The 25,195-nt window shown below is 58.5% G+C and carries 23 protein-coding genes; 11 read left to right on the top strand and 12 right to left on the bottom strand.

Annotated features, from left to right (window positions below; genetic code table 11):
• Positions 1 to 31: 31 nt before the first annotated feature.
• Positions 32 to 862, bottom strand: coding sequence for an undecaprenyl-diphosphate phosphatase (locus ACIGEK_RS10440; protein WP_397493267.1), 831 nt, complete (start codon positions 860 to 862; stop codon positions 32 to 34).
• Positions 863 to 1,195: 333 nt separating this feature from the next.
• Between ACIGEK_RS10440 and ACIGEK_RS10435 the strand changes: the two genes are divergently transcribed.
• The 4 genes from ACIGEK_RS10435 to ACIGEK_RS10420 all read left to right on the top strand — a co-directional run bounded on the left by ACIGEK_RS10435 (position 1,196) and on the right by ACIGEK_RS10420 (position 6,027).
• Positions 1,196 to 2,830: a methyl-accepting chemotaxis protein gene (locus ACIGEK_RS10435; RefSeq protein ID WP_397493266.1), complete on the top strand. Its 1,635-nt coding sequence runs from the start codon at positions 1,196 to 1,198 to the stop codon at positions 2,828 to 2,830.
• Between the two features lie 6 nt (positions 2,831 to 2,836).
• Complete coding sequence (locus ACIGEK_RS10430) at positions 2,837 to 3,454, top strand: hypothetical protein (RefSeq protein WP_090386664.1); 618 nt, start codon at positions 2,837 to 2,839, stop codon at positions 3,452 to 3,454.
• A gap of 433 nt (positions 3,455 to 3,887) precedes the next feature.
• A complete protein-coding gene (locus ACIGEK_RS10425) occupies positions 3,888 to 5,546 on the top strand; it encodes a nitrite/sulfite reductase (protein ID WP_397493265.1) in 1,659 nt (552 codons plus the stop codon).
• Complete coding sequence (locus ACIGEK_RS10420; RefSeq protein WP_397493264.1) at positions 5,530 to 6,027, top strand: DUF934 domain-containing protein; 498 nt, start codon at positions 5,530 to 5,532, stop codon at positions 6,025 to 6,027. The genes ACIGEK_RS10425 and ACIGEK_RS10420 overlap by 17 nt, the downstream gene beginning before the upstream one ends.
• A gap of 60 nt (positions 6,028 to 6,087) precedes the next feature.
• On the opposite strand, the gene ACIGEK_RS10415 is transcribed toward ACIGEK_RS10420, so the two are convergent.
• Together ACIGEK_RS10415 and sohB are read right to left on the bottom strand one after the other, a co-directional pair.
• Positions 6,088 to 7,077 carry a YhdH/YhfP family quinone oxidoreductase gene (locus tag ACIGEK_RS10415; RefSeq protein ID WP_397493263.1) on the bottom strand — a complete coding sequence of 330 codons (990 nt, stop codon included), beginning with the start codon at positions 7,075 to 7,077 and terminating at the stop codon, positions 6,088 to 6,090.
• A 19-nt stretch (positions 7,078 to 7,096) separates the two neighbouring features.
• Positions 7,097 to 8,116: a protease SohB gene (gene sohB, locus ACIGEK_RS10410; protein ID WP_397493262.1), complete on the bottom strand. Its 1,020-nt coding sequence runs from the start codon at positions 8,114 to 8,116 to the stop codon at positions 7,097 to 7,099.
• A 210-nt stretch (positions 8,117 to 8,326) separates the two neighbouring features.
• Here sohB and ACIGEK_RS10405 point away from each other — a divergent pair, with 210 nt between their 5' ends.
• From ACIGEK_RS10405 to ACIGEK_RS10390, 4 genes are all read left to right on the top strand, one after another.
• On the top strand, positions 8,327 to 9,037 hold the full coding sequence (locus tag ACIGEK_RS10405) for a histidine phosphatase family protein (RefSeq protein ID WP_397493261.1): 711 nt from the start codon (positions 8,327 to 8,329) through the stop codon (positions 9,035 to 9,037).
• 60 nt (positions 9,038 to 9,097) lie between these two features.
• Complete coding sequence (locus tag ACIGEK_RS10400; RefSeq protein ID WP_397493260.1) at positions 9,098 to 9,409, top strand: SCP2 sterol-binding domain-containing protein; 312 nt, start codon at positions 9,098 to 9,100, stop codon at positions 9,407 to 9,409.
• Between the two features lie 208 nt (positions 9,410 to 9,617).
• Positions 9,618 to 10,685: a phosphotransferase family protein gene (locus ACIGEK_RS10395; RefSeq protein ID WP_397493259.1), complete on the top strand. Its 1,068-nt coding sequence runs from the start codon at positions 9,618 to 9,620 to the stop codon at positions 10,683 to 10,685.
• 37 nt (positions 10,686 to 10,722) lie between these two features.
• The gene (locus tag ACIGEK_RS10390) at positions 10,723 to 11,490 is read left to right on the top strand and encodes an SDR family oxidoreductase (RefSeq protein WP_397493258.1); all 768 of its coding nucleotides are present in this window, start codon (positions 10,723 to 10,725) and stop codon (positions 11,488 to 11,490) included.
• A 58-nt stretch (positions 11,491 to 11,548) separates the two neighbouring features.
• Here ACIGEK_RS10390 and ACIGEK_RS10385 read toward each other — a convergent pair whose 3' ends face one another.
• Positions 11,549 to 12,196, bottom strand: coding sequence for a hypothetical protein (locus tag ACIGEK_RS10385; protein WP_397493257.1), 648 nt, complete (start codon positions 12,194 to 12,196; stop codon positions 11,549 to 11,551).
• 102 nt (positions 12,197 to 12,298) lie between these two features.
• On the opposite strand from ACIGEK_RS10385, the gene ACIGEK_RS10380 reads away from it, so the two are divergent.
• Positions 12,299 to 13,084, top strand: a complete 786-nt coding sequence (locus ACIGEK_RS10380) for a TSUP family transporter (RefSeq protein WP_397493256.1) — start codon at positions 12,299 to 12,301, stop codon at positions 13,082 to 13,084.
• On the opposite strand, the gene nudC is transcribed toward ACIGEK_RS10380, so the two are convergent.
• From nudC to ACIGEK_RS10345, 7 genes are all read right to left on the bottom strand, one after another.
• Entirely contained in the window at positions 13,052 to 13,879 is an 828-nt protein-coding gene (nudC, locus tag ACIGEK_RS10375; RefSeq protein ID WP_397493255.1) for an NAD(+) diphosphatase, read from the bottom strand. The genes ACIGEK_RS10380 and nudC overlap by 33 nt on opposite strands.
• Positions 13,880 to 13,881: 2 nt before the next feature.
• Positions 13,882 to 15,561 carry a ferrous iron transporter B gene (locus ACIGEK_RS10370; protein ID WP_397493254.1) on the bottom strand — a complete coding sequence of 560 codons (1,680 nt, stop codon included), beginning with the start codon at positions 15,559 to 15,561 and terminating at the stop codon, positions 13,882 to 13,884.
• A 50-nt stretch (positions 15,562 to 15,611) separates the two neighbouring features.
• Positions 15,612 to 16,424, bottom strand: a complete 813-nt coding sequence (locus tag ACIGEK_RS10365; RefSeq protein WP_397493253.1) for a crotonase/enoyl-CoA hydratase family protein — start codon at positions 16,422 to 16,424, stop codon at positions 15,612 to 15,614.
• A 240-nt stretch (positions 16,425 to 16,664) separates the two neighbouring features.
• On the bottom strand, positions 16,665 to 18,923 hold the full coding sequence (locus ACIGEK_RS10360) for an Orn/Lys/Arg decarboxylase N-terminal domain-containing protein (protein ID WP_397493252.1): 2,259 nt from the start codon (positions 18,921 to 18,923) through the stop codon (positions 16,665 to 16,667).
• Positions 18,924 to 19,052: 129 nt separating this feature from the next.
• Complete coding sequence (gene dnaQ, locus ACIGEK_RS10355; protein ID WP_397493251.1) at positions 19,053 to 19,796, bottom strand: DNA polymerase III subunit epsilon; 744 nt, start codon at positions 19,794 to 19,796, stop codon at positions 19,053 to 19,055.
• The gene (gene rnhA / locus ACIGEK_RS10350) at positions 19,789 to 20,241 is read right to left on the bottom strand and encodes a ribonuclease HI (RefSeq protein WP_397493250.1); all 453 of its coding nucleotides are present in this window, start codon (positions 20,239 to 20,241) and stop codon (positions 19,789 to 19,791) included. The genes dnaQ and rnhA overlap by 8 nt, the downstream gene beginning before the upstream one ends.
• Positions 20,242 to 20,277: 36 nt before the next feature.
• Positions 20,278 to 21,039 carry a class I SAM-dependent methyltransferase gene (locus ACIGEK_RS10345; RefSeq protein ID WP_397493249.1) on the bottom strand — a complete coding sequence of 254 codons (762 nt, stop codon included), beginning with the start codon at positions 21,037 to 21,039 and terminating at the stop codon, positions 20,278 to 20,280.
• Positions 21,040 to 21,217: 178 nt separating this feature from the next.
• Here ACIGEK_RS10345 and gloB point away from each other — a divergent pair, with 178 nt between their 5' ends.
• Together gloB and ACIGEK_RS10335 are read left to right on the top strand one after the other, a co-directional pair.
• Positions 21,218 to 21,991: a hydroxyacylglutathione hydrolase gene (gene gloB / locus ACIGEK_RS10340; RefSeq protein WP_397493248.1), complete on the top strand. Its 774-nt coding sequence runs from the start codon at positions 21,218 to 21,220 to the stop codon at positions 21,989 to 21,991.
• Positions 21,992 to 22,089: 98 nt separating this feature from the next.
• Positions 22,090 to 23,658: a LysM peptidoglycan-binding domain-containing protein gene (locus tag ACIGEK_RS10335; RefSeq protein ID WP_397493247.1), complete on the top strand. Its 1,569-nt coding sequence runs from the start codon at positions 22,090 to 22,092 to the stop codon at positions 23,656 to 23,658.
• On the opposite strand, the gene ACIGEK_RS10330 is transcribed toward ACIGEK_RS10335, so the two are convergent.
• The gene (locus tag ACIGEK_RS10330; RefSeq protein WP_397493246.1) at positions 23,659 to 25,104 is read right to left on the bottom strand and encodes an HDOD domain-containing protein; all 1,446 of its coding nucleotides are present in this window, start codon (positions 25,102 to 25,104) and stop codon (positions 23,659 to 23,661) included.
• Positions 25,105 to 25,195: the final 91 nt, after the last annotated feature.

Below are 25,195 nucleotides of genomic sequence, written 5' to 3'. Positions count from 1 at the left end.
TTTATTTATTCGCCGAATGCAGCTCCAACAGTCAGACCTGCGCCGTACTCCAGTCAATCCATTGCAACTGCCAGGTCGCCAGAATCAGTAAACCAAAGCCGATGCGGTACCAGGCAAACACCGCATAACTGTGCTTGCCGATAAAGCTGAGCAGCGCCCGCACCGCAATCATGGCGAAGATAAACGAGGTAACGAAGCCGATGGCAAATACCGGAAAGTCACTGGCCTGAAACAGATCACGGTACTTGTAGCCGGAGTAAGCAGCTGCACCCACCATCGTCGGCATGGCAAGAAAGAAGGAAAATTCGGTAGCAGCCTTACGCGATAAACCGAACAACAGGCCGCCGATGATCGTCGCGCCGGAGCGAGAAGTGCCGGGAATCATCGCCAGGCACTGAGCGAAGCCAATCTTCAGCGCATCCTTCCAGGTCATCTCATCCACGCTCTCGGCGTGCACCAGGTGGGTGCGCCGCTCAGCCCAAAGCATGATCACCCCACCCACCACCAGCGCCAGGGCAACAGTGATCGGGTTGAACAAGTAATGATGGATAAGATCGGCAAATAGCACTCCCAGCGCCACGGCCGGCAGAAAGGCAATCAGCAGATTGGCGGAAAAACGTTGCGCCATCGGTTCTTTAGGCAGGCCCACAACGATGTCGAGGATCTTGCGCCGGTACTCCCACACTACCGCGAGGATTGCCCCCAGTTGAATGATGATATTGAAGGCCATCGCCCGCTCGCCGCCAAAATCAATCAGGTCGGCCACGATGATCTGATGCCCAGTACTGGAGATTGGCAGAAACTCGGTAACGCCTTCCACAATGCCCAGAATCAGTGCCTGAACAGCAACCCAAAGATCCATCCCCACCCCTAAATACGTGCGTCACCGGCACGAACAGCAAAAAACATGATGATGAACTCGTGAGGGTGTATGACCGATTTGCTTACAGAAGGTTCCTGCCGGACAAAATAAATAATCAAATCACACACTTAACCCCAACGACGCAGATCCTAGCAGAGAACCTGGGCACTTAGCGCATCCCGCGCAGCACCGGCACTCTATTCAAACCACAGAGACCCCCACGGCATAGCTCACCTACACTTTGTTTATCTGCCAATTGGCCTAAGGTCTAACGTAGCCAATAAACACTCTTGACCTATAAGAGGCGTAAAACAACAAGGGAGAACCACCTCCATGAATAGCCTGCGCAGCCTACCCATTAACCGTCGTCTATGGCTGATCCTGGTGGTCGCCATCCTCATGCTAATTATTCAAGGCGCATTATTGCTCAAGCAGATCCATACCGATCTGTACGCCGCCAAAGCCGAAAAAACCCAGCACATAGTCCAGAGCGCCGCTGGCATTCTGCAGCACTATTATGACCTTGAAGCGTCAGGCAGTTTGACCCGCGAACAGGCACAGAAACAGGCAACGGAAACCATCCGCAGCCTGCGTTACGCCGGCCAAGAATACTTCTGGATCAATGACCAGACCCCCGCAATGGTCATGCACCCGACTAACCCCAAGCTCGAAGGCCAGAATCTTTCAGGCTTCAAGGACCCCGACGGCAAGGCACTGTTCAATGAAATGGTTGCGATCAGCAAAAGCCAAGGCGCCGGCCAGGTCGATTACCGCTGGCCAAAACCGGGCGCCAGCGACCCCGTTCCCAAGGTGTCTTATGTGCAACTGTTCCAGCCCTGGGGCTGGATCATCGGTTCCGGGGTCTATGTCGACGATGTGCAAGCCGAGTTTCAGGCACGGGCGTTGAAAACTGTGCTGATCGGCCTGGCGATTGCGGTACTTGTAGCCCTGCTGATCGTGCTGATCGTACGCAGCATCACCCAGCCCCTGCAGCAGGCTGTCAGCGCCATGGCCAATATCGCCAGCGGCGATGGCGACCTGACGCGCAACCTCGATACCCATGGCAATGATGAGCTATCCGCCCTGTCCCGCCACTTCAATGCTTTTACCGACAAGCTACGCCAGGTGATCAAAGAGTCCCTCGACTCTGCCGGCCAGCTTGATGCCGCCGCGCGCAACCTCGGCGAGGTTTCCGGCCAAGCGCAGCAGCACAGCGAACAGCAATCACAGCAGATGGAGCTGGTCGCCACAGCGATCAATGAAGTCACCTACGGCGTGCAGGATGTGGCGAAGAATGCCGAGCACGCCTCAACCGAAGTGCATGCAGCCGAAGAACAAGCCCTGCAGGGCCAGCAGAATATTGAAGCGAGCCTGCGGCAGATCAACGAGCTGTCCGGCACCATTGATCAAGCAGTAACGGTGATTCAGGCTCTGGCCCAGGAAAGCACGCAGATCGGCAGCGTATTGGAGGTTATCCGCTCGATTGCCGAACAAACCAACCTGCTCGCACTCAATGCCGCCATCGAAGCCGCTCGCGCCGGTGAGCAAGGCCGTGGCTTTGCCGTGGTTGCCGATGAGGTACGCCTGCTGGCGCAACGCACGCAAAAATCCACGGCTGAAATCCAGGTCATGATCGAGCGCCTGCAAGGCAACTCAGAGGCCGCAGTCAAGGTTATCAACGACAGCAGCAAAGCCTCGCAGCAAACCATCGAACAGGCCAGCCAGGCCGGCTCCAGCCTGACGTTGATTGCCAACGGGCTGCGTAATCTCACCGGTTTGAACGCTTCCATCGCCAGCGCGACACTGCAACAATCGCACGTGGTCGAAGACATCAACCAGAACGTCACCCAGGCGGCCAGCCTGGCCCATAACAATGCCATGGCGGCGCAACAATCCAGCGATGCCGGGCAACACCTAGGTCAGTTGGCCGAGCAGCTAAACCGCCTGCTTGGGCAGTTCAGGGTATGAAACGCAATGAGCGATATGGAACACCAGGAAGTCGACCTAAGCAAACCGCAGAACCAGGACCTGATCTGGGACCTGGACAGCATCGCCCGGCGCGAGCTGGCCGAACGCTTTATCAAACTGTTCGAGAACCGCCTATGCGTGTACTCGGAATCGACGCGCCAGCTGTACACCAACTATGACCTACACTTCCCCAGCGATATGGGCCGCAAGATGGTGGTGCTGCCCAACCCTTACGCCTTCCATGACACCCTGCATGGTATCGAAGCACATGCCGTGCGCAAAACTGGATTGTGCGTGCTGCCCGGCGTGGTCCTGCGTAAGCCCGGCTTGCTGCTGACTACGATGATCAAGGAAGGCGGTCCGGCACCGAAAACCATGCCATTCAAACCCGCGCTGGCACAGATCATCAGCAACCAGAAGAAGGCCGGCGATATCTTCCTGCCAATCATGATGAAGGGCGACCTGCGCGAGTTCGACCAGCAGATGCCCTATATTCACCTTCACCGCCTACAGGTCAGTCGCCTGACGCGACTATCGACCTTCGAGCGTGACGATATTCAGCAGTCCATTACGCGCAAACTGCTTATGCTCTATCGCCAGGCCGACAGCCTCAGCTGCCACTGAATCCCACTCCTGCTCTGCAGACAATAAAAAGCGGACATCCATTAATGGGTGCCCGCTTTGTGCTTTAGCTGCTGCCAGGTCTTATTGCTGACTGACCCAGAACACCGCTGTGGCGACGAAGATCACAATCAAGGCAAATATGGCCTTGGCATCTACCACGCTGTCAGCATTATCCGGTTCACTGTGCTCGCTCATGGATTACCCCTCTTGTTGTGTTTATGGGTGAATCGTTTTATGCAGTTAAGACCAGCATGCCTGCTTACTCAAGCCGTAGGGCTATGTTCAGCGCCCTTCTTATCCCTTTAAGTTCTTTCCATATACTCAAACATCACTTTTGCGCATAACCCTGAGCTGGTATCTTCCTCCGGCTCCGCAGGGAGTGCGCGGCCGTGCGCGCTGATTAGCTGTAAAAAGCCTGATAACAGGACACTCCATGTACGTATACGACCAGTACGACCAAAAAATCGTCGAAGACCGCGTCAAGCAGTATCGCGATCAAACCCGCCGTTACCTCGCTGGCGAACTAAGCGCTGAAGAATTCCGCCCGCTGCGCCTGCAGAATGGCCTGTATATCCAGCGCTTTGCGCCGATGCTGCGCGTTGCCGTGCCATACGGTCTGATGTCGTCCGCACAAGTGCGCATGATGGCCAAGATTGCCCGTGACTACGACAAGGGTTACGCGCACATCAGCACTCGCCAGAACGTTCAGTTCAACTGGCCAGATCTGGAAGATGTACCCGACATTCTCGCCGAACTGGCCACCGTGCAGATGCATGCGATTCAGACCAGCGGCAACTGCATCCGTAACACCACCACCGACCAGTTTGCCGGTGTGGCCAAAGATGAACTTATCGACCCACGTCCGTGGTGCGAGATCATCCGTCAGTGGTCGACCTTCCACCCCGAGTTCACCCACCTGCCACGCAAGTTCAAGATTGCCGTCAACGGTGCAGTGAGCGACCGCGCTGCGATTGAAGTGCACGACATTGGCCTGGAAGCGGTACAGAACGATGCCGGTGAGCTGGGCTTCCGTGTATCCGTCGGTGGCGGCCTGGGTCGCACGCCGATCGTAGGCAGCTTTATCAACGAATTCCTGCCATGGCAGCACCTGATCAGTTATCTCGACGCCATCCTGCGTGTATATAACCGCTATGGCCGCCGTGATAACAAGTACAAGGCGCGGATCAAGATTCTGGTTAAGGCGTTGACCCCTGAAGTGTTCGCCGAGCGTGTGAATGCTGAGTGGGTACACCTGAAAGACGGCCCTAGCACCCTGACCGAAGCTGAAGTGGCGCGCGTTGCCGCGCACTTTATCGACCCAAGCTACAAAGACCTCGACGATCAGGATTCCGCGCTTGCAGCGTTGGATGCCAAGCATCCAGGTTTTGCCCGCTGGCGTCAGCGCAATACCTTCGCCCATAAGAAGCCGGGCTACGTCGCCGTCACTCTGTCGCTGAAACCGACCGGCGTAGCGCCGGGTGACGTCACCGACAAGCAGTTTGATGCAATTGCCGACCTGGCCGACCGCTACAGCTTTGGCGAAGTGCGCAACAGCCATAACCAGAACATCATCCTCGCGGATGTTGAGCAGGCGCAGCTGTTCACCCTGTGGGGCGAACTGCGTGAAAACGGTTTTGCTACGCCGAACGTCGGCCTGCTGACCGACATCATCTGCTGCCCTGGCGGCGACTTCTGCTCGCTGGCCAACGCCAAGTCGATCCCGATTGCCGAAGCCATCCAACGTCGTTTCGATGACCTGGATTACCTGTTCGACATCGGCAATATCGACCTGAATATCTCCGGCTGCATGAACGCCTGCGGTCACCACCACGTTGGCCATATCGGCATCCTCGGGGTGGATAAGAAAGGTCAGGAGTTCTATCAGGTGTCCCTCGGCGGCAGCGCCGGTCGTGACGCCAGCCTGGCGCAGATCCTCGGCCCATCCTTCGCCGAAGCGGACATGGCTGACGTGATCGACAAGATCGTCAAGGTCTATGTCGAACGCCGCACCGAAGAAGAGAGTTTCCTCGACACCTTCCGCCGTATCGGCGTCGACCCGTTCAAGGAACGCGTATATGCAGCGAATCATTAAGAACGGTCAGCTGATCGACGAAAGCTGGCACCTGCTGCCCAAAGACGCCACGTTGGACGGCATTCCCAACTGCGACGATCTGATTGTGCCTTTGGGCTTGTGGGTCGAGCACAGTACCGCGCTCAAGGCCCGTGATGGCGGCCTGGGCGTGTGGCTGGACGCGGGCGAGGAAATCGAGGAAATCGCCGATCAGCTGGATAACTTCCAGGTCATCGCGCTGAACTTTCCTGCTTTTACCGATGGCCGTCACTGCTCCACCGCCTACCTGCTGCGCAACCGCTACGGCTATAAAGGCGAAGTGCGCGCCATCGGTGACGTGCTGCGTGATCAGCTGTTCTCTTACCTGCGCGTAGGCTTTGATGCCTTCGCCCTGCGTGAGGACAAAGACCCGCTGGACGCCTTGAAAGCCTTCGAGGAGTTCAGCGAGGTTTATCAGGCCTCCACGGACCAGCCGCTGCCGCTGTTCCGTCGCCGCGCCTAAGCAGTCCGCAGTACGTAAAAGGCCACCAATTAAGGTGGCCTTATCGTTTCTGGAATGCGCCTATGTCAACTTGACCAGCACGCGCCCAACCTGCTTACCGGCCAGCACCTGAGCGATGGCAGCAGGCAGTTGCTCCAAGGTGACTTCACTCACCAGCGCCTCTAGATTGACCTTCCATTGCAGCGACAGCTTGTCCCACATCGACGCCTTGACCACCAGAGGCAGCTCGACCGAGTCGACCCCAAGCAGATTCACCCCACGCAGGATAAACGGCAGCACACTGCCCTTAAAACCGACGCCAGCCGTCAGGCCGCAGCAGGCAACGCTGGAGCCGTAGCTCAGCGACTTGACCACGTTGAACAGGATATCCCCACCCACGCAATCTACGGCGCCAGCCCACTGCTCCTTGAGCATCGGTTTGTCGGTGCCATCCAGCAACTCGGAACGCAGAACAATCTGCTGCGCGCCCAGCGCCTTGAGGTAATCACCCTGCTCCGCTTTGCCGGTCGATGCCGCAACGCGGTAACCCAGGGTGGTCAGCAACGCCACCGCGACACTGCCAACGCCACCGGTGGCACCGGTCACCAGTACAGTACCCGCATCCGGCGTTAGCCCGCTTTGCTCCAGCTTGTCGACACACAGCGCGGCGGTCAGCCCAGCGGTGCCAAGCACCATGGCCTCGCGCAGCGACAAGCCCTTGGGACGCTTCAGCGCCCAGCTGGCAGGGATACGAATGTACTGAGCAAATCCGCCCGAGGTGTTCATGCCCAGATCGTAGCCGGTGACGATCACCTCATCATCCACGCTGAATTCGGCCACACTGGACGCTTCCACCACACCGGCAGCGTCGATGCCTGGGGTATGCGGAAAGTTTTTGGTCACGCCGCGGTTGCCACTGGCCGACAAGGCATCCTTATAGTTGAGCGAGGAATACTTGACCCGAATCAGCAGCTCGCCGGCCGGCAAGTCGTCGATCTCCCGCGGCACAATCACTTGTTCGAAACCGCCCGCTGCGCTCTCACGGACCTGCAATGCACTGAACTTGCTCATATCGACTCCCTTTAAACGGTTACCAGAAGCGCTGCTGATTCAAACGACTCAGCCAGTTCAGAACGAAACGATCCAGCGCTACGCTGCCCGCCAGCCCAACGCGCTCCTGCAGGGTTTTCTTTTCGGCATAGTGCAAATGAAACAGCTCGGCGCTCTTCGCTCGCTCTGCCAGGTATTCGTCACTGGTCCTCAGTTCATCGACCAGCTGCTTTTCCAATGCCGCCAGGCCCAGCCAGACTTCACCAGTGGCAATCTGGTCAATGTCCAGCTTCGGGCGGTAGCGGGCAACAAAACCCTTGAACAATTCATGGGTGGTTTCCAGGTCTTCCTGGAACTTCTCCCGGCCCTTCTCGGTATTTTCGCCAAACACGGTCAGAGTGCGTTTGTACTCACCAGCGGTCAGTACTTCAAAATCGATGTCATGCTTTTTCAGCAGGCGGTGCACGTTAGGCAGCTGAGCCACCACACCAATCGAGCCGAGAATGGCAAATGGCGCGGAAATAATCTTCTCGCCGATGCAGGCCATCATATAGCCGCCGCTGGCCGCGACCTTGTCGATACAAATGGTCAGCGGCACGCCCGCCTGACGAATACGCGCCAGCTGCGATGAGGCCAAACCATAGCTGTGCACCATGCCGCCGCCGCTTTCCAAACGCAGCACCACTTCATCCTGCGGCGTTGCCATAGTCAGTAAAGCAGTGATTTCGTGACGCAGGTTATCAGTGGCCGAGGCTTTGATATCGCCATCGAAATCCAGCACATAAACGCGCGGTTTATGAATGCCGGCCTTCTTTTCCTGCTTGGCGGCCTTGGCTTCGGCTTTGCTCGCAGCTTTCAGTTGGTCTTTGTCGAGTACCGCGTGCTCCATGCGCTGATGCAGCTGCTTGAAGAAATCATTGAGCTTGTTCACCTGCAGCTGGCCAGTGCTCTGACGGCCCTTGCTGCGCAGTGCGGCAATCGTCACCAGCACCACCAGAATGGCCACAACCAGGGTGACTGTCTTGGCCAGAAAGCCGATGTACTCTGCAAAAAACTCCACGTATTCCCCCTTGTCCCAATGGCAGCGCACGTTCATCGACCGCGCTGAATAGTGCCCAAGCATACCGAGGCCATGGGTCGGCGGCCAGCAAGCAAGGCCTGGTCATTCAGCGGACTCATGCAATTCAAACAAGCGTATGTTTTTACGTTGACAGCTCCTGAGCTTCACCATACCCTCGCGAAACTTTCAACGTACCGGAATCGAGCGGACGTGGGCAGCATCTACCTGATTCGACATGGCCAAGCCTCCTTCGGTGCAGACGATTACGATGTGCTATCGCCCATCGGAATTCGCCAGGCCGAAGTGCTGGGCGCGCACCTCGCGCAACTCGGCGTGCGTATTGATCGCAGCGTCAGCGGAGATCTGCGCCGTCAGCAGCACACGGCTAACAGCGCTTTGCAGCAGTTGCACGACGCCGGCATTAGCATACCGACACTGGAAATTGATTCTGCCTTCAATGAGTTCGATGCCGATGCGGTGATCCGCAGTTTGTTGCCGGACATGCTTGGCGAAGAACCTGAAGCCTTGCACATCCTGCGTAATGGCGCGCAGAACCGCGCTGAATTTCAGCGCCTGTTTGCCAAGCTGATTGGTCGCTGGATTAGCGGCGAACACGACACGCCGGATCTGCAAAGCTGGCAAGGCTTTGTCGAGCAGGTCCAGGGCGGCCTCACCCGACTGCTGGAACAGGCCGAGAGCAAACAGAACATTGCAGTATTTACCTCGGGCGGCACTATTACCGCCCTGCTGCACCTGATTACCGGTATCGCGCCCGCACAGGCTTTCGAGCTGAACTGGCAAATTGTTAACACCTCACTAAGCTGCCTGAAATTTCGTGGCAGCCAAGTGAGCCTGGCTTCCTTCAACAGCAATGTGCATTTGCAGCTGTTGAAGGCGCCGGAGCTCATCACTTATCGCTGAGCTGCGGCCCACTGCACCCGTCAAGGGCGCTAGAAAAAACCTGAGAAAAAGGAAGAAACCATGAGCGTTGCAGACATCGTCAATACCATGCAGTCCAAATTCAACGCCGGTGCCGCTGCAGGCCTGGATCTGGTGTTCCAATTCAACATCGAAGACGGCGAGAACTACGCGCTGATCGTTAAAGACGGCACCTGCGCCGTTGAGAAAGGCGACAACGCCAACGCCAACGTGAGCCTGATCATGGACACCGAAACCCTGAAAGGCATCACCAGCGGCGAAACCGACGGTATGCAAGCTTTCATGTCCGGCAAACTGCGCGCCGAAGGCGACATGATGCTGGCCATGAAACTGGGCGAGCTGTTCCCGGTTTAAGCGGCAAGGCAACTGCGCTAAAAAACAAACCGGAGTCCTTGACTCCGGTTTTTTTATAACTAAAAAAACAGCTTGAATAGCCAATCAGGCAGCTTGATTGGGTAGCAACACGCCCACCTATAACGGCGTGTAATCCTTGTTAGGCAAAGGCTGCAGCATTAGATTAGCTAATTATCTTAGGCACCCATCATAAGTAGAAGGGATAAACATGGCGCTTACTGACCAGTCCACCCGTATCCGCGAAGGCGAAGAACTCGACGCCGCGGTCATCGACCAGTACCTCAAGGCGCATATCCCCGGTCTGACGGGCGAGCCACGTATCAGCCAGTTCCCTGGCGGTGCCTCGAACCTGACCTACCTGCTGGAATACCCGGGTAAAGAATTCGTCCTGCGCCGCCCGCCTTTTGGCCATAAGGCCAAATCCGCCCACGACATGGGCCGCGAATACCGCATCCTCAATCAGCTCAACGCCGGTTTCCCCTACTGCCCGAAAGCCTACGTGCACTGCATCGACGAGTCGGTGATAGGCGCCGAGTTCTATGTAATGGAGCGGGTCAACGGCATCATCCTGCGTTCGGACATGCCGGCCGAGCTGAACTTCAGCGCCGAGCAGACCCGCGAGCTGTGCAAGAGTTTTATCGACAAGATGGTCGAGCTGCATAACGTCGACTATCAGGCCTGCGGCCTCGGTGATCTGGGCAAGCCTGAAGGTTATGTGCAGCGGCAGATCGGTGGCTGGAGTGATCGCTACGACAAAGCCCTGACCCCCGACGCGCCGCTGTGGGAACCGGTCAAAGCCTGGCTCAAGGACAAGATGCCTGCCGACCACCACAAGCCGGCCATCGTGCACAACGATTACCGCTTCGATAACGTGATTCTGAATCCACAAAACCCAAGCCAGATCATCGGCGTGCTCGACTGGGAGCTGACCACCATCGGCGACCCGTTGATGGACCTGGGCAACACCCTCGCCTACTGGATCGAAGCTGGCGACTCGGCACCGATCCAGCTGATGCGCCGCCAGCCAAGCAATGCGCCGGGCATGCTGACTCGCCAGCAGTTCGCCGACTACTACGCCGAACGCTCGGGCATCGAAATCAAGAGCATCGATTTCTACTACACCTACGGCCTGTTCCGCCTGGCCGGCATTGTGCAACAGATCTACTACCGCTACTTCCATGGCCAGACCCAGGACAAACGCTTCGCGCAGTTCATTCACATGAACAAGCTACTGGAGCAGATGAGCCTGCAGGTCATCAATAAATCGCAGCTGTAAACGGCCGAACAGGCCTCTCATAAGAAAGGAAAAGCCCATGTCCAAGACCCAACTGTTCGACCTCGACGGCAAGATCGCTTTCGTCTCCGGCGCCAGCCGCGGCATCGGTGAAGCCATCGCCAAACTGCTGGCCCAGCAAGGCGCCCACGTGATTGTCTCCAGCCGCAAGATCGACGACTGCCAGAAAGTCGCCGACGCGATCATCGCAGACGGCGGTAAAGCCACCGCAGTTGCCTGCCATATCGGCGAGATGGAGCAGATCAGCAACGTTTTCGCGCAGATCAAAGAGCAGTTCGGCCGTCTCGACATCCTGGTCAACAACGCCGCCACTAACCCGCAATTCTGCAACGTACTGGACACTGACCTGGGCGCATTCCAGAAAACCGTCGATGTAAACATCCGCGGCTACTACTTTATGTCCATCGAGGGCGGCAAGCTGATGAAGGCCAATGGTGGTGGCAGCATCATTAACGTCGCCTCGATCAACGGTGTTTCTCCGGGCGAGTTCCAGGGCATCTACTCGGTGACCAAGGCTGCGGTTATCAGCATGACCAAAGTCTTCGCCAAGGAGTGCGCGCAGTTCGGTATTCGCTGTAACGCCCTGCTGCCTGGGCTGACCGACACCAAGTTCGCCTCGGCGCTGGTGAAAAACGACGCCATCCTCAACCTCGCCCTGCAGCGTATTCCGCTCAAGCGCGTAGCCGACCCGAGCGAAATGGCTGGCACTGTGCTGTACCTGGCCAGCGATGCCTCCAGCTACACCACCGGCGTGGCGTTGAATGTGGACGGTGGCTTTCTCTCCTGAGAAACCCCATGCAATAAAAAGGCGACCTTAGGGTCGCCTTTTTTACATCCACTGGAATTTACTGCCAGTCTTTCAGCGCCTGCTTGGCTGCGGGGTTCATCGGCTCGGCGAGCAAACCGGCAGGCGTCAGGTTGATGCTGTAAACCGCATCATCGGCAAGCGGCAGATAGGTCACCCTGCGCGCCTGGGGGTCGAAGATAAACAGGTCATGCGCTCCCAGCCGCAGCCAGCGCCACAGATCGATGCCATAAGGGCTGCGCGCCAGTTCGACACGAGTGTGCTGCGCCAGGCTTTGCTGCTCGATGGAGAGGAAGCGCCCCGATAATTTTTCCAGGCGATAACCAGGCTGCAGGCCGATCAACGCCGCCAGGCCTTTCCACTGCAAGAAGCGCGCATCCAGTTGCCAGAGATCGCCCTCCATGGTCAGCGTGCGCTCACGACCGCCCTCAAGCACACTGACGCGATACAACGGGCCGTCAGCCTTGAAGCTCAGCGTGGCCAGCGGCTTGCCTTCAGGAATTGCTGCATAGCTGCGCAAATCGTTGGCAAGCAGGCCAATCAAGGCCGCCAGGGCGAGAAATGCCAAGCCACAGGTGCCACGCAACCAACCGAGAAACCATTGCCGATTGAACAGGATGCGCGCTGCAACAAACACCGCCAGTAACCCCAGCAATGCCGTTGCCCATGCCAGTCCGCCGTATTGCATCGCCGTGCATTCCTTATGCTTGAAATTGCCGGCATTATGCGCAGCTACCTGGCTGTATAACAGCAAGACAACACCACAATTAGACACAGGACGTGTTTTTTAATGGCTTTCCCGTTTGAACTCAGTGTTGACCTGAGCACCCTGGCGATTCTTGCCCTGGTCGCGTTTATTGCCGGCTTTATCGATGCAATTGCCGGCGGTGGCGGCCTGCTGACTATTCCCGCGCTGCTGACTGCCGGCCTGCCGCCGCACTTGGCCCTTGGCACGAATAAGCTGAGCTCGACCTTTGGCTCAGCCGCAGCCAGCTACACCTTCTACCGGCGCAAGCTGTTTGACCCCAGCCAATGGCGCAATGCATTGATCGGTACGGCGGTCGGCGCCCTGCTTGGTGCCGCGATGGCGCAATGGCTGCCGTCTGAATGGTTGAACCAGCTGCTACCTGCAGTGGTGTTTGGCTGCGGCCTCTACCTGCTGTTTGGCAAAACTCCGGCCGCGCCGCTGCTCGCCGAGGCGCCGATCGCCAAGGGCCGGCAGTGGCCACAAAGCCTCAGCTTGGGTTTCTATGATGGTGTGGCGGGCCCAGGCACCGGCGCCTTCTGGACAGTCAGTAGCCTGCTGCTCTACCCACTCGACCTAGTCAAGGCCAGCGGCGTAGCGCGCAGCATGAACTTTGTCAGCAATATCTGCGCCCTGAGCGTGTTTATCATCAGCGGGCAAGTGGCCTGGCTGCTGGGCATCTGCATGGGGTTGGCGTTGATGGTCGGCGCGTTTCTCGGCGCACGTACGGCGATCAAGGGCGGTTCGAAGTTCATCCGCCCGGTATTTATCTTGGTGGTACTGGCGCTGACCGTGCGCCTAGCCTGGCAGCACTGGTTCGGGCAGGCCTAGGCGGCGTGCCACATAGACGTCAATCAGATAACGAGCAATCGAGCGGGCTGCCGGCAATGGCGGCAGGTCATGCACGCTGAACCACTGCGCATCCTCGATTTCCTCGGCCTGCATAACGATATCGCCACCGGCGTACTCGGCATGAAAACCCAGCATCAGTGAATGCGGAAACGGCCAACCCTGGCTGCCGAGGTACTGCAGGTTACTGATCTCGACCCCGACCTCTTCGCGCACTTCACGGGCTACGCAGTGCTCGACTGATTCGCCTGCTTCAACAAAGCCTGCCAAGGTGCTGTAGACCCCAGCAACAAAGCGCGGCGAGCGCGCCAGCAAAATCTCATCGCCGCGGGTTACCAGCACAATCATGCTCGGCGAAAGTCGCGGGTAATGCTGCAACTCACAGCGCACACAGTGCATCGCGCGTTCGCCAGGCACGTGCTGCATTGCCCCGCCACAACTGCCACAGAAACGGTGCTGGCTGGCCCAGGTACCGATTTGTGTGGCATAGCTGAGTAGCTTGAACGTGTCGGCATCGCCCTGCAGCATAAACTGACGCAGGCTCTGCCAGGCGCAGCCCGGCATGTCGAAAGGATGACCCAGCTCCAGCAGGTAGACTGCATCACCATCAAAATGGCCCAGGCCATGCTCTGCGATAATCGGCAAGTCCTGCTTCTTCAGCCATTCACGGGGGAACAGCGCACCGTTACTGTCTGCCAGAAAATGCTGCTTGCAGTGCGCGACCACCCAGCCACCAGGTTGCTGACTGTCGAGCAGAGTGGGTTGCCAGCGCTGCATGCTCAAGCCCCCAGCTGCATGCCCAAGGCCCGCACGCTTTCTGCAGCGAGATCAAGCACGCTTGGCTGGGTTTCCGGACGCATCACCGCGCCGGCTTCGAGGTAGTATTCCAGGCTGCTCAAGGCATCGGCGAGAGTTTCCAGCATCTGCTCGGACGGCATCTGCGGGGCATCGAACATATGCTGCTGGATGTAATCGGCGCAGGCACCGACCAACAGAGCAGCACGCTCCTGACCAAGGAACCACAATCCGCCGCGCACGGCCTGCAGACTGAACGGCACGTTAGACAAGTGCATGCGCTCGCCACCCGACTCCAGGTATGCGGTAATCGCCCGCTTGGCCAACGCCAGGCCCGCCTGGGCCTCATCGACCACCACAATGCGAGCTTCGTTGAGCTGATGCAGGGCGAAAGACTCAGCTTCGTCACCCGGCTTCGCCTGGGCAGGTCGCGTTTCACGGCGCTCGCCACGCTCCAGGCTGGCGACCATGCCTTCGACGTACAGCACGGCATCTGCCAGCTTATGCAGCTCCTGAGGTGCGGGAGCGCTTTCTTCGCTCCAGCTGGCAACAGTTTGCAGCTGGGCGTTAAGGGAGTTACCGGCCGAACTCAGGCCGACCATACCGAGGGTCTTGCTCAGCTTGCCAAGCAAGGCGTGCAGGCTATTGAGGCTGTCGCTTTGCAGGGTGCCACGCTCGATCAGGTCGAGCATGTCTTTGACGCTGCTAAGCTCCTCACGGATCGCCGAACTCAAAGAGCGCATCACTGCCTGACCCGGGCCTGCCAGGCGCTGGTATTCCTCTTCCAGCAGATGATCGGTAAAGGGCAGCGGCGTCAGACCGAACACTTCACTCAAGGCCGCTGCTTGCGGCCCACGGCTGTCCGCAAGGGCCACCAGATAGAGCAATTCCTTGAGCAAACCACGCGGAGCTTCGTACTGGCCATTGACGAGCATCTGCTTGAGCTCGCGGTCAATCCGCGAGAACAGCTGTTTACGCGACTTGCGGGCCAGCAACTGACCCTCAACCTGAGCCTCAACGGCCGCCGCGCCGACCCAGCACAGGCGACCGCGCGGCTCGTTAGCAAAAAGGCTGTCGAGGCGAGTCAGCGCTCGGCCCATCAACTTGAGACTGGCCTGTGGATTCTGCTCACGGATAAAGCCCAGCAGGCCCACCTGATACATATGCCGCAGACGACGCCCTTCACTTTCACGCGCCGCACCATCCACCGATGGCGGCGCGGTACGCGGACGAGCATGATCGAGGCGCACACTGAAAAAGAAGCTTTCTGGCAAAGCAGGCTGACCGCCCGCCTGGCGCAAGTTATTGATCGCTGGCAGCAGCAACTCCGGCATTTCCTGACGATTAGCTTCGACGTTTTCCAAGTAGCGGCGCAACACATGCAGCGCGTTGCTCAGGGCAGAAAGCTGGGCATCACGTTCTTCACCGGCACCGGCGGGAATATCGGTGGCCTGATCCAGCACTTCCTGAGCCAGCAACTCGGCTCCGGCCAGCTCGATCAGGTTCAGCGTCCCGCGCACCTGATGCAGGTTTTCCACGGCTTGCTGCAGCAGGCTGCCGTTGTGGCGGTCGGCAATAAAGTGTTCAAGGCTCGACTCGGCCTCTTCCATAGTGGTGAACAGTTCATCGCGCACCAAATTAAGCGACGTGGCTCCAGAAACCATGAGCTATTGCGCCTCCCGCGTCGGTAATAAAAACAGGTGGAAAGGCAACATCAGTCAGCGAACTCCGGTTTCTGCTTACTCATATGAGCCGTCATGGCCACCCGCAGATCGGCAGATTGCAGCATGGCGGCGTTCCAGGTGGCGATATATTCCAGGCCGTCATCGACCCGGTGATCGCGCATATAACGAATCATTTCCTTGGTGCCACGAATTGCCACTGGCGACTTGCTGGCGATCTCGCGAGCAATGCCCATTACGCCATCCAGCAGGGCATCAGCATCGGCATAGGTGCGGTTGACCAGGCCAATACTTCGAGCCTCTTCACCATTGATGGTGCGGCCGGTAAAGGCCAGCTCGCGCATCATGCCATCACCAATAATGCGCGGCAGGCGCTGCAAAGTACCGACGTCGGCGGCCATGCCAATGTCGATTTCCTTGATCGAGAATTGTGCATCTACAGTGGAGTAACGCATATCGCAGGCCGAGACCAGATCAATCGCGCCACCCAGGCAATAGCCTTGAATGGCGGCCAGAACCGGTTTGCGGCAGTTATCCACGGCATTGAACGAGGCTTGCAGTTCGAGAATCTTGCGCCGCAACTTTTCGGCATTGCGGCCGACATCCGGGCCCAGTTGGCTACCGACTGAGGCCAGCATCATCAGGTCGATACCTGAGGAGAAATGTTTGCCCGCACCGGAAATCACCACTGCGCGCACTTCATCGGTGGCGTCGATCCAGCGGAAAATCTCGATGATCTCGCTCCAGAAGTCCGCGTTCATCGCGTTAACTTTTTCCGGGCGATTGATCACCACATGGGCGACCTTATCTGCCAACACGACATTAAAGGCTTTGTAGTCGGACACGGCAGTCATCCTCAGCTGGGGCGCAAGCGCACAATGAAAATCTTCTTATGCTAAAAATCGAGCAACTATAACAACCAACCGACAAATGTCGATGCTGGCCACTGTGACGCAGACCACGTCATCAAAGTTAAGCTCAATTTTTACTTATCGGCGATAAGCGCTTGATCTACTGAGAAAGACAGGCGGTAAGCCGACGAATAACGTCGGCGCCGCCAAGCAACGCTATAGGACAGAGCAGGCTCAGGCCTTGATGCAGTCCACGGTGTAGACGCCTTCCTCACGCTGCAGGCCGTGCACATCGGCATCGAAACCGGGGAAGCTGCGATCAAAGGTGCGGGCAAAGGCTAGGTAGTCAATGATCGAGCGGGTCTGCGCGGTAAAGCGTTCACCCGGCATGATCAGCGGAATACCTGGCGGATATGGCACCAGCATCACCGCAGCAATACGGCCTTCCAGCTGCTCAATTGGCACCGCCTCAACTTCGCCGCGCACCAGCTGGTTGTAGGCATCGGCAGGTTTTATCGCCACTTCCGGTAGCACCGTGTACATACGCTTGAGCGCCTTGGCCGTGGCGTTTTCGCGATAGCAGGCATGCAAGGCATCACACAGATCGCGCAGGCCCATACCCTGATAGAAGGTTTTACCGGCCTGGGCAATCGAAGGCAGTACATCGCTTAACGGCAGGTTGGCGTCGTAGCTGCGTTTGAACTCCAGCAGCTCGGTCAGCAGCGTGCTCCATTTGCCCTTGGTAATGCCCATGGAGAACAGCACCAGGAAGGAATACAGGCCAGTCTTCTCCACCACCAGGCCGCGCTCCCAGAGGAATTTGCTAACCACAGCCGCCGGAATGCCGCGCTCGTCCAGCTTGCCATCGGCAGTCAGTCCCGGCGTCACCAGGGTCACCTTGATCGGATCAAGCAGTACGTAATCTTCGGCCACATCACCAAAGCCATGCCACTCGGCTTGTGGCTGCAGCAGCCAGTCCTGAGTCACCACATCATCGGTGCCTTCTGCCTTAGCCGGCTGCCAGATGCTGAACCACCAATCATCGCTACTGAGGTTCTGCCGTAGATTGGCCAGGGCGCGGCGGAAACTCAGGGCCTCATCGAAGGTCTCCTGAATCAGCGAGCGCCCTGCCGGGCCTTCCATCATTGCCGAGGCCACGTCCAGCGAGGCGATGATGCCGTACTGCGGCGAAGTGGAGATGTGCATCATAAAGGCTTCGTTGAAGCGGTCACGGTCCAGTTGACGCACACCGCCATCCTGCACATGAATCATCGAGGCTTGGCTGAAGGCCGCCAGTAACTTGTGCGTCGAATGGGTGGTAAACACCAGCGGCGCATCTTCAGTGCGCGCAGTGCCCATGCCGTAACGCCCGGCATAGAACTCGTGAAACGCTGCATAGGCATACCAGGCCTCGTCGAAATGCAGCACTTCCACGCTGTTGCCCAAGGTCTGCTTGATCAGCTCGGCGTTGTAGCAAAGGCCGTCGTAAGTGGAGTTGGTCACCACCACCAGCTTGACCATCGCCCCACTGCTGCTCGGCACACGGCCGCGTGCCAGCGGGCTGGCATCGATCTTCGCCTGAATCGACTCACGGCTGAACTCGCTCAGCGGAATCGGGCCGATGATGCCCAGTTCGTTACGCTCCGGGCACAGGTACAGCGGGATCGCACCGGTCATGATGATCGAATGCAGGATCGACTTATGGCAGTTGCGATCCACCAGAACCAGGTCATCACGTCCGACCATGGAGTGCCAGACGATCTTGTTCGCCGTCGAGGTACCATTGATAACGAAGTAAGTGTGGTCTGCGCCGAAGTTACGCGCCGCGCGGGCTTCCGCCTCAGCCAACGGGCCGGTGTGATCAAGTAGCGAGCCCAGCTCCGGCACCGATACCGAAAGGTCAGAACGCAGGGTGTTTTCACCAAAGAACTGGTGAAACGCTTGCCCAACCGGGCTCTTGCGATAGGCCACCCCGCCGCCATGGCCGGGCGTGTGCCAGGAATAGTTGGATTGTGCGGTGTGCTGCACCAGCGCCTTGAAGAATGGCGGCAGCAGACAGTCCAGATAATTGCGTGCGGCACGGGCCACCTGGCGCGCGAGGAACGGCACGGTATCTTCGAACAAATAGAGAATGCCGCGCAGCTGGTTGAGATCGACCATGGCCTCGGCCGGCGCGTTCTCGATGGTCACCTGCTCGCCCAAGGCGAAAATCGGCAACTGCGGCGCGCGACGGCGAGCGATACGAATCAGCTCGACCATGTCCTGCAGCAGGTTTTTGTTTTCACCCGCACCTTCGGCGGCGACCAGAATGCAGGCTAGGCCGTGGTGCGTGGAGGCCACGATGCGCCCCTCGGCGGAACTGGCGGTGGAAAGAATGCTGAAGCCGTCCTGCTCCAGTTCTTGGGCGATGGCGCGTACCCGGTCACCGGCCACGGTATCGGCCTTGATGTCACGGTGCACAATCAGGACGGGAAACTTGAGGTCTTTATACATTGTGGCGTCCCTGGGAGTGACAGGCCCTAGCCTGCCTATCGCCTCAGGGTAGAGGCTGGCTCAGCCAGGCGGAACCCCCTCTGCGTGACGCTGTACGAAAAGGTCGCGAGCGGATAACTCGCGACGCAATCAGGCCTCGGCTTTCGACTGCTCCATCTGCACCCAGAGCGGCGGTGCGCCAGCGGACTTCTCGATAATTGCCAGGCGTGCGGCGTGCTCGGCCAGCTCGGCAGCGCTAGCCTGGATAACCCGCGTACGCGCCCGCTCAGCAGGCAAGCGGCGAATCGCGCTGGGCTGCTGGCGGCCATTGCTGTCGCCTTCCGAACCATCACCAGCGAGGGACAGATTGGTCTGCCCGCCGGTCATCGTCAGGTAGACGTCGGCGAGAATCTCGGCATCGAGCAAGGCGCCGTGCAGGTCACGGCCAGAGTTGTCGACGCCATAACGTTTGCACAGGGCGTCGAGGTTATTGCGCTGCCCTGGGTGGCGCTCGCGGGCCATCATCAGGGTGTCGAGGATCGAGCAGTGCTCGCTTATATCAGCGCGGTCGTCCTGCTTGATCAGGGCAAATTCGTTGTTGATAAAGCCAACGTCGAACGCCGCGTTGTGGATGATCAGCTGCGCGCCCTTGATGAATTCGAAGAACTCATCAGCGACTTCCTTGAAGCGCGGCTTGTCTTTCAACGCATCATTGGTGATGCCGTGGACGGCAATTGCGCCTTCATCGATCTCGCGATCAGGCTGCAGGTAAACGTGGAAATGCCGCCCGGTCAGGCGCCGGCCGATCAGTTCAACACAACCGATTTCGATGACGCGATGGCCATCGGCCACCGGCATACCCGTGGTTTCAGTATCCAGAACCACACTACGCATGCTTCAACCCTCTTACTTCATCAACACCGCGATTGGCCAATTGGTCGGCACGCTCATTACCCGGATGACCGGTATGGCCGCGCACCCATTGCCAGGTGACGTTGTGGCGGTTTACCTGCTCATCCAGCTGCTGCCACAGGTCGGCATTTTTCACCGGTTGCTTGGCGGCAGTTTTCCAGCCGCGCTTCTTCCAGTTCGGCATCCAGTCCTGAATGCCCTGCATCACATACTGCGAGTCGGTAACCAGACGCACATCGCAGGAGCGCTTCAACTCGGCCAGAGCGCGGATCGCGGCGGTCATTTCCATACGGTTGTTGGTGGTCTCGGCCTCGCCGCCCCACAACTCTTTTTCCACACCTTTGAAAATCATCAACGCGCCCCAGCCACCAACGCCAGGATTACCCTTGCAGGCGCCGTCGGTGTAGATCTCGACCTGTTCACTCATGTATCTACAATCTCTCGCTCAATTTATCGGCCGATGCTATTTCTGCGGCGTTTCACGCCGGCTGACTTTGGCTACCGGCATTGGCAGCAGCTTGCCCACCGGCTGCCTACTGGGCTGGCGCAATGGCCGCAACCCCACCACCAGTTTGCGAGCCACCAGCACGTAAAAACCGCCACCGGGCGGCTGCCAGGCCGCACCCAGTCGCTCCAGCCCAGCCAGCCGCGCTTGCCAGGCCGGCGCAGAAAGCGGCGGACGATAGCACCCGAGGCGGCGTTTCTCCAGCGCGAAGCCCAGCAGGTGCAACCAGTCGCTGACCCTACTGGGCGCAATACAGCGGGCCTGGCGCAGCGCGTCGCGGGTAAACAGATGACGCGCTCCCCAGCTGCTCATTGGATTGATCCCGACGATCAGCAGATGCCCACCCGGGCGCACGCTGCGCGCCGCCTCACGGAGCAGGCCGTGGGGCGACAGGCTGAAATCCAGACCATGCTGCAACACCACTACATCGGCAGCGTGTTCGGTCAACGGCCAGGATTGCTCCTCACAAACAATCTCCACGCCCTTAAACGGCGCGCCAAGGCGCACGCTGCGCTGAATCTGTTGAGCATCCGGCGGCGTATCGGCGGCTGGACCGTAATACACCAGATAACCACCGAAGAAACGCGCCAGCTCTTCTTCCAACAGTTGCCGCTCCTGCTCCAGCAACAACTGACCGAGCGGACCGCTCAGCCAACTGCGCGCTGCCGCGATAAGGTCGAGCCACTCACTGTCGGCATGGGCAAAAGGGTGATCGGACATTAGGGGCTACTCCCATATTATTCACGACCGAGCTGGGACTTAGAGCCTACATATGATCTCGCGAGCCAGAGCCCGTTTTTAACGCAGCAGGGCCGGCACGCAGCAGATCGTGCTGCATTAGCCAGCACCGCCATTGCACCCTAAGATGCACCTTTGTGCCCTGCTTAGCGACCCACTCATGATTAAAATCGACGCCCTGCCTGCATTCTCCGACAACTATATATGGCTGCTACAAGACCCTGAGCAGCGCCGCTGCGCAGTTGTCGACCCCGGTGACGCCGCACCGGTAGAAGCGTGGCTGGCGGCCAATCCCGGCTGGCAGTTGAGCGACATTCTGATCACTCACCATCATTTCGATCACGTCGGCGGAATTGAACGACTGAAGTCGAGTACAGGTGCGCGGGTGCTGGGCCCGGCCAGAGAGAATATCCCTGGCCGTGACCTGGCGCTGCGCGACGGCGATCAGGTCGATGTGCTTGGCCAGCGCTTCGACATATATGAAGTGCCCGGACACACCCTGGGGCATATTGCCTATATCCAGCCTGAGCAGCACTGGCTGTTCTGTGGCGACACGCTGTTTGCCGGCGGCTGTGGTCGCCTGTTCGAAGGCAGCCCGGAGCAGATGCACAACTCGCTCAGCCGCCTGGCCGCCCTCCCCGAGCAGACTCAGGTGTTCTGCACCCATGAATACACCCTGAGCAACCTGCGCTTTGCCGCAGCAGTTGAACCGAGTAATTCTGAAATCAAGGAGCGCTTGGAGCAGGTCAGCCAATGGCGCGAGGCTGGGCAAATCAGCCTGCCGTCATCGATTGGCCTGGAACGTGCCACCAATCCGTTTCTACGTAGCGCACAACCGTCGGTCGGCGCCCGCATTAGCGAGCGCGAAGGGCCTGCAAGCCGCTCGCCAACGCAGGTTTTCGCGGCTTTACGCGCTTGGAAGGACCATTTCTAAACCTCGACAACCACACAAAAGACTGGTTAAAACTTGACCAGGGGCATGCTGGTTCCTAGAATCGCCCGACCTTTTCGCCGGGAAGTACATCGCCGCCAATGCCTCTATCACCACGCAAACCCTTGAATTTAAAGGCATTAGCACAAGGCGTTCAGGCGTTTGTGGTGATCACTTGTATAACCCTGGCAGGCTGTCAGACCGGCAACCAGCACAGCTCAGATAGCGGCCGCGACACCGACCGTGCCGTCGGGCTTGAGCAGGAACCGGAGTGGCTCAACAGCGGCGTGGCAACAGCCCCCGAAGAGCCCAAGGACATCTGGGAGCGGGTGCGCAACGGTTACCAGCTGCAGGACATCATCACCCTCAACCCGCGCATTGAGCAGCAACGCCTGTGGTTCGTCAGCAACCCTTCGTTTATTGAAAAAGCCGGCGAGCGCAGCAGCCCCTATATCCACTTTATCGTTGAGCGCCTGGAGCAGCGCAATATGCCGATGGAGCTGGCGCTGCTACCGATGATCGAAAGCTCGTACAACCCGCTGGCCTACTCCCATGCCAATGCGGTTGGGCTGTGGCAGTTCATCCCCTCTACCGGACGCAACTTCAACCTGCGCCAAACCAACTGGTATGACGGCCGCCGCGATGTGATGGCCTCAACCGATGCAGCGATCAGCTACCTGACCCGCCTCAAGGAAATGTTCAACGGCGACTGGCTCTTGGCACTGGCGGCATACAACGCCGGCGAAGGCCGCGTCAGCCGAGCGATTGAGCGTAACCAGAAGCTCGGCCTGCCGACCGATTACTGGAATCTCTCGCTGCCGGTGGAAACCCAGAATTATGTACCCAAGCTGCTGGCCCTCTCGCAAGTGGTGATGACGCCGCAAGCCTATGGCGTCAGCCTCGCGCCGATTGCCAATGAGCCGTACTTCGAGAAGGTTGAATTCACCCAGCGCATGGATCTCGCGCGCGTCGCCGCCATGGCCGACCTGGATGAAGACGAGTTGTATCTGCTCAATCCCGCGTTTAAAAAAGGCATAACCCTGGATGGCCCGCAGCACCTGCTGATACCAACCGACAAGGCCGAGCTGCTGACCGCCAACCTTTCACTGATGAAACCTCAGGAATTGGTGGACTGGCAGCAGTACCGGGTGCGTTCAGGCGACAGCCTGCACAGCATCGCCAACCGTCATCAGCTGACCGTGAACACCCTCAAAGACATCAACAAGCTCTCCAGTAATAACCTGCGTATCGGCCAGGTGCTGAGCATTCCCGCACAGCCCGGTGTACCGGCGCGCGAGCCAGTGTTCCAACGCAGCGTCGCAAACAGCGCGCCGAGCCGTACCTACCGGGTGAAAAACGGCGACAACCTCTGGCTGATTGCCAAGAACCACAAGGTTGCCGTCAAGGATGTGCAGCGCTGGAACAAGCTTTCCGGCAACAACCTGCGGGTCGGCCAGGTGCTCACCTTGCAAACTGGAAAACCCAGCAGTGGTGGGAGCGGCAGCGCGCCACGCCAGAGCGCGACCTATTACAAGGTGCGCCAGGGTGACTCGCTGTACCTGATTGCCAAGCGCTTCAAAGTGCCGATGAAGAGCCTGCAGAATTGGAACCCTAAAGCCGGCAAGGCGCTCAAGCCAGGGCAAACCCTGACCCTATATAGCCTGAACTGATCAGGCCTTCTTGCTCATCGCCTCCAGGCAACGCCCGGTCAACTGGGCAAAGCGCTGAAAGGCGACAAACTGCTCGTGCTTCAACGCCCGCCCCGATACCCGACTGTCGGCATACAACAAGCCAATTTCGCGGGTGCCGGCCAACAGCGGCGCGATAAAGAACATGCCCTGCCCCAGGCGCTGGCGAATCGGCTGAGTGACCAACTCATTAAGGTTGTAACTGGCCGGTACGCCCATCCATAACGCCTCTTTATTACGCAGCGCATAACTGAAAATATGCGGCTGCTCTTGCTGCGCCACGGGCAAGACGAAATCATGACTCCAACCCTCGGTGCCTTCGCCAACCACCCGCTTGGCGCGAAAACAGCTTTGCCCATCCGCCAGCACCACCAGCATGATGCGCTCCAGCCCAGCCCCCTGATGCAGCCCCTTGAACAGGGTGTCGAGCACCAGGCCGAGATCGCTGCGCCGCGAGACCATCAGCCCGAGATCCTGCAGAGCCTGCTGCAAAACCAATAAATTGGGCTGTAACAGGCGCGCCTTGCGCTGCTCCTGCTGCAGTCGAATTTGTTCCGGATCAGTATTAGGAATCAGTTTGCACAGTTGACTGGCGCCGAAGGTCGCGGCCATCTTCACGGTTTCCTCGGCACTGGCCAGCACCTGCTGCATGGCTTCCTGCGGAGTCACCCCAATAAAACTCGCCAACTGGCCGACCAGTGCCTCCATAACCGGGGTATCCCAGCCATCCAGCGCTGCCTGGCTGATCTTCGCCCCGAGGGTCACGGCTTTGACCGCCGGATCATTCTGGCTGGTCGATTGATGCGCCAGGCTGACGGTGTCGCCCAGATTCCAGCTTTTCACCAGCGACAAACTCAGCTGACGAAAGCTGGTGCCGAGCAGCTGCATCACCACTTCATCCTCATCGACACCGGGCTGAGCCAGGGCGCTGGCCAGATCATCCGCCGCATCACCGGCGCAGCCCCAGAACGCCAGCTCACCGACGTTATGTAACAAGGCGGCGATAAATACTTCCTCATCATTTTTTGTCAGCACGTAGCCGGCAATATTGCGTGCCTGTACGGCGGCATGAAACGAACGCGCCAACAGTTGGGCGAGCTGATCACGCGAGCTGCGCGCCAGCAAGCCGTCGATCAGGCTGACCGACAGCCCAATCTGACGCACGTTGTCGAAGCCGATCAGCACGATGGCGCGGGAAATGGTGCGGATAGGTTCTTGGGAGGGGTTGTAATAGACGCTATTGCCGATGCGCAGCACCTTGGTGGTCAAGGCCGCATCGCGTAGCAATACATCCGCCAGTTGCTGCACAGAGGATTTGTCGCCGAGGGTCAAACGGTGCAGGTCCTGCACCACAGCGGCCAGAGCGGGTAATTCGGCTTGGTTGAAGCGATCGATCCATGACTGCAAACCATGGCAGGCTGTTACCAAAATGATGTCCTCACAATTAGTTAACTCAGTGTAGCCAAAGTGCCGCTATTGCTTGGCCGCGAACCTACCCTTTTTCCAGCCGATACAAGCT

The organism is Pseudomonas sp. NPDC079086 (assembly GCF_044542155.1).
Classification (GTDB): Bacteria; Pseudomonadota; Gammaproteobacteria; order Pseudomonadales; family Pseudomonadaceae; genus Aquipseudomonas.
The sequence above is the reverse complement of the archived record's forward strand: the minus strand, read 5'-3'. Positions and strand labels throughout refer to the sequence as shown.

Bases quoted from the DNA above. Each gene is read 5' to 3' on its own strand.
- ACIGEK_RS10440 (WP_397493267.1), bottom strand. From the start codon at position 862: ATGGATCTTTGGGTTGCTGTTCAGGCACTGATTCTGGGCATTGTGGAA.
- ACIGEK_RS10435 (WP_397493266.1), top strand. From the start codon at position 1,196: ATGAATAGCCTGCGCAGCCTACCCATTAACCGTCGTCTATGGCTGATC.
- ACIGEK_RS10430 (WP_090386664.1), top strand. From the start codon at position 2,837: ATGAGCGATATGGAACACCAGGAAGTCGACCTAAGCAAACCGCAGAAC.
- ACIGEK_RS10425 (WP_397493265.1), top strand. From the start codon at position 3,888: ATGTACGTATACGACCAGTACGACCAAAAAATCGTCGAAGACCGCGTC.
- ACIGEK_RS10420 (WP_397493264.1), top strand. From the start codon at position 5,530: ATGCAGCGAATCATTAAGAACGGTCAGCTGATCGACGAAAGCTGGCAC.
- ACIGEK_RS10415 (WP_397493263.1), bottom strand. From the start codon at position 7,077: ATGAGCAAGTTCAGTGCATTGCAGGTCCGTGAGAGCGCAGCGGGCGGT.
- ACIGEK_RS10400 (WP_397493260.1), top strand. From the start codon at position 9,098: ATGAGCGTTGCAGACATCGTCAATACCATGCAGTCCAAATTCAACGCC.
- ACIGEK_RS10395 (WP_397493259.1), top strand. From the start codon at position 9,618: ATGGCGCTTACTGACCAGTCCACCCGTATCCGCGAAGGCGAAGAACTC.
- ACIGEK_RS10390 (WP_397493258.1), top strand. From the start codon at position 10,723: ATGTCCAAGACCCAACTGTTCGACCTCGACGGCAAGATCGCTTTCGTC.
- ACIGEK_RS10385 (WP_397493257.1), bottom strand. From the start codon at position 12,196: ATGCAATACGGCGGACTGGCATGGGCAACGGCATTGCTGGGGTTACTG.
- ACIGEK_RS10380 (WP_397493256.1), top strand. From the start codon at position 12,299: ATGGCTTTCCCGTTTGAACTCAGTGTTGACCTGAGCACCCTGGCGATT.
- nudC (WP_397493255.1), bottom strand. From the start codon at position 13,879: ATGCAGCGCTGGCAACCCACTCTGCTCGACAGTCAGCAACCTGGTGGC.
- ACIGEK_RS10370 (WP_397493254.1), bottom strand. From the start codon at position 15,561: ATGGTTTCTGGAGCCACGTCGCTTAATTTGGTGCGCGATGAACTGTTC.
- ACIGEK_RS10360 (WP_397493252.1), bottom strand. From the start codon at position 18,923: ATGTATAAAGACCTCAAGTTTCCCGTCCTGATTGTGCACCGTGACATC.
- dnaQ (WP_397493251.1), bottom strand. From the start codon at position 19,796: ATGCGTAGTGTGGTTCTGGATACTGAAACCACGGGTATGCCGGTGGCC.
- rnhA (WP_397493250.1), bottom strand. From the start codon at position 20,241: ATGAGTGAACAGGTCGAGATCTACACCGACGGCGCCTGCAAGGGTAAT.
- ACIGEK_RS10345 (WP_397493249.1), bottom strand. From the start codon at position 21,039: ATGTCCGATCACCCTTTTGCCCATGCCGACAGTGAGTGGCTCGACCTT.
- gloB (WP_397493248.1), top strand. From the start codon at position 21,218: ATGATTAAAATCGACGCCCTGCCTGCATTCTCCGACAACTATATATGG.
- ACIGEK_RS10335 (WP_397493247.1), top strand. From the start codon at position 22,090: ATGCCTCTATCACCACGCAAACCCTTGAATTTAAAGGCATTAGCACAA.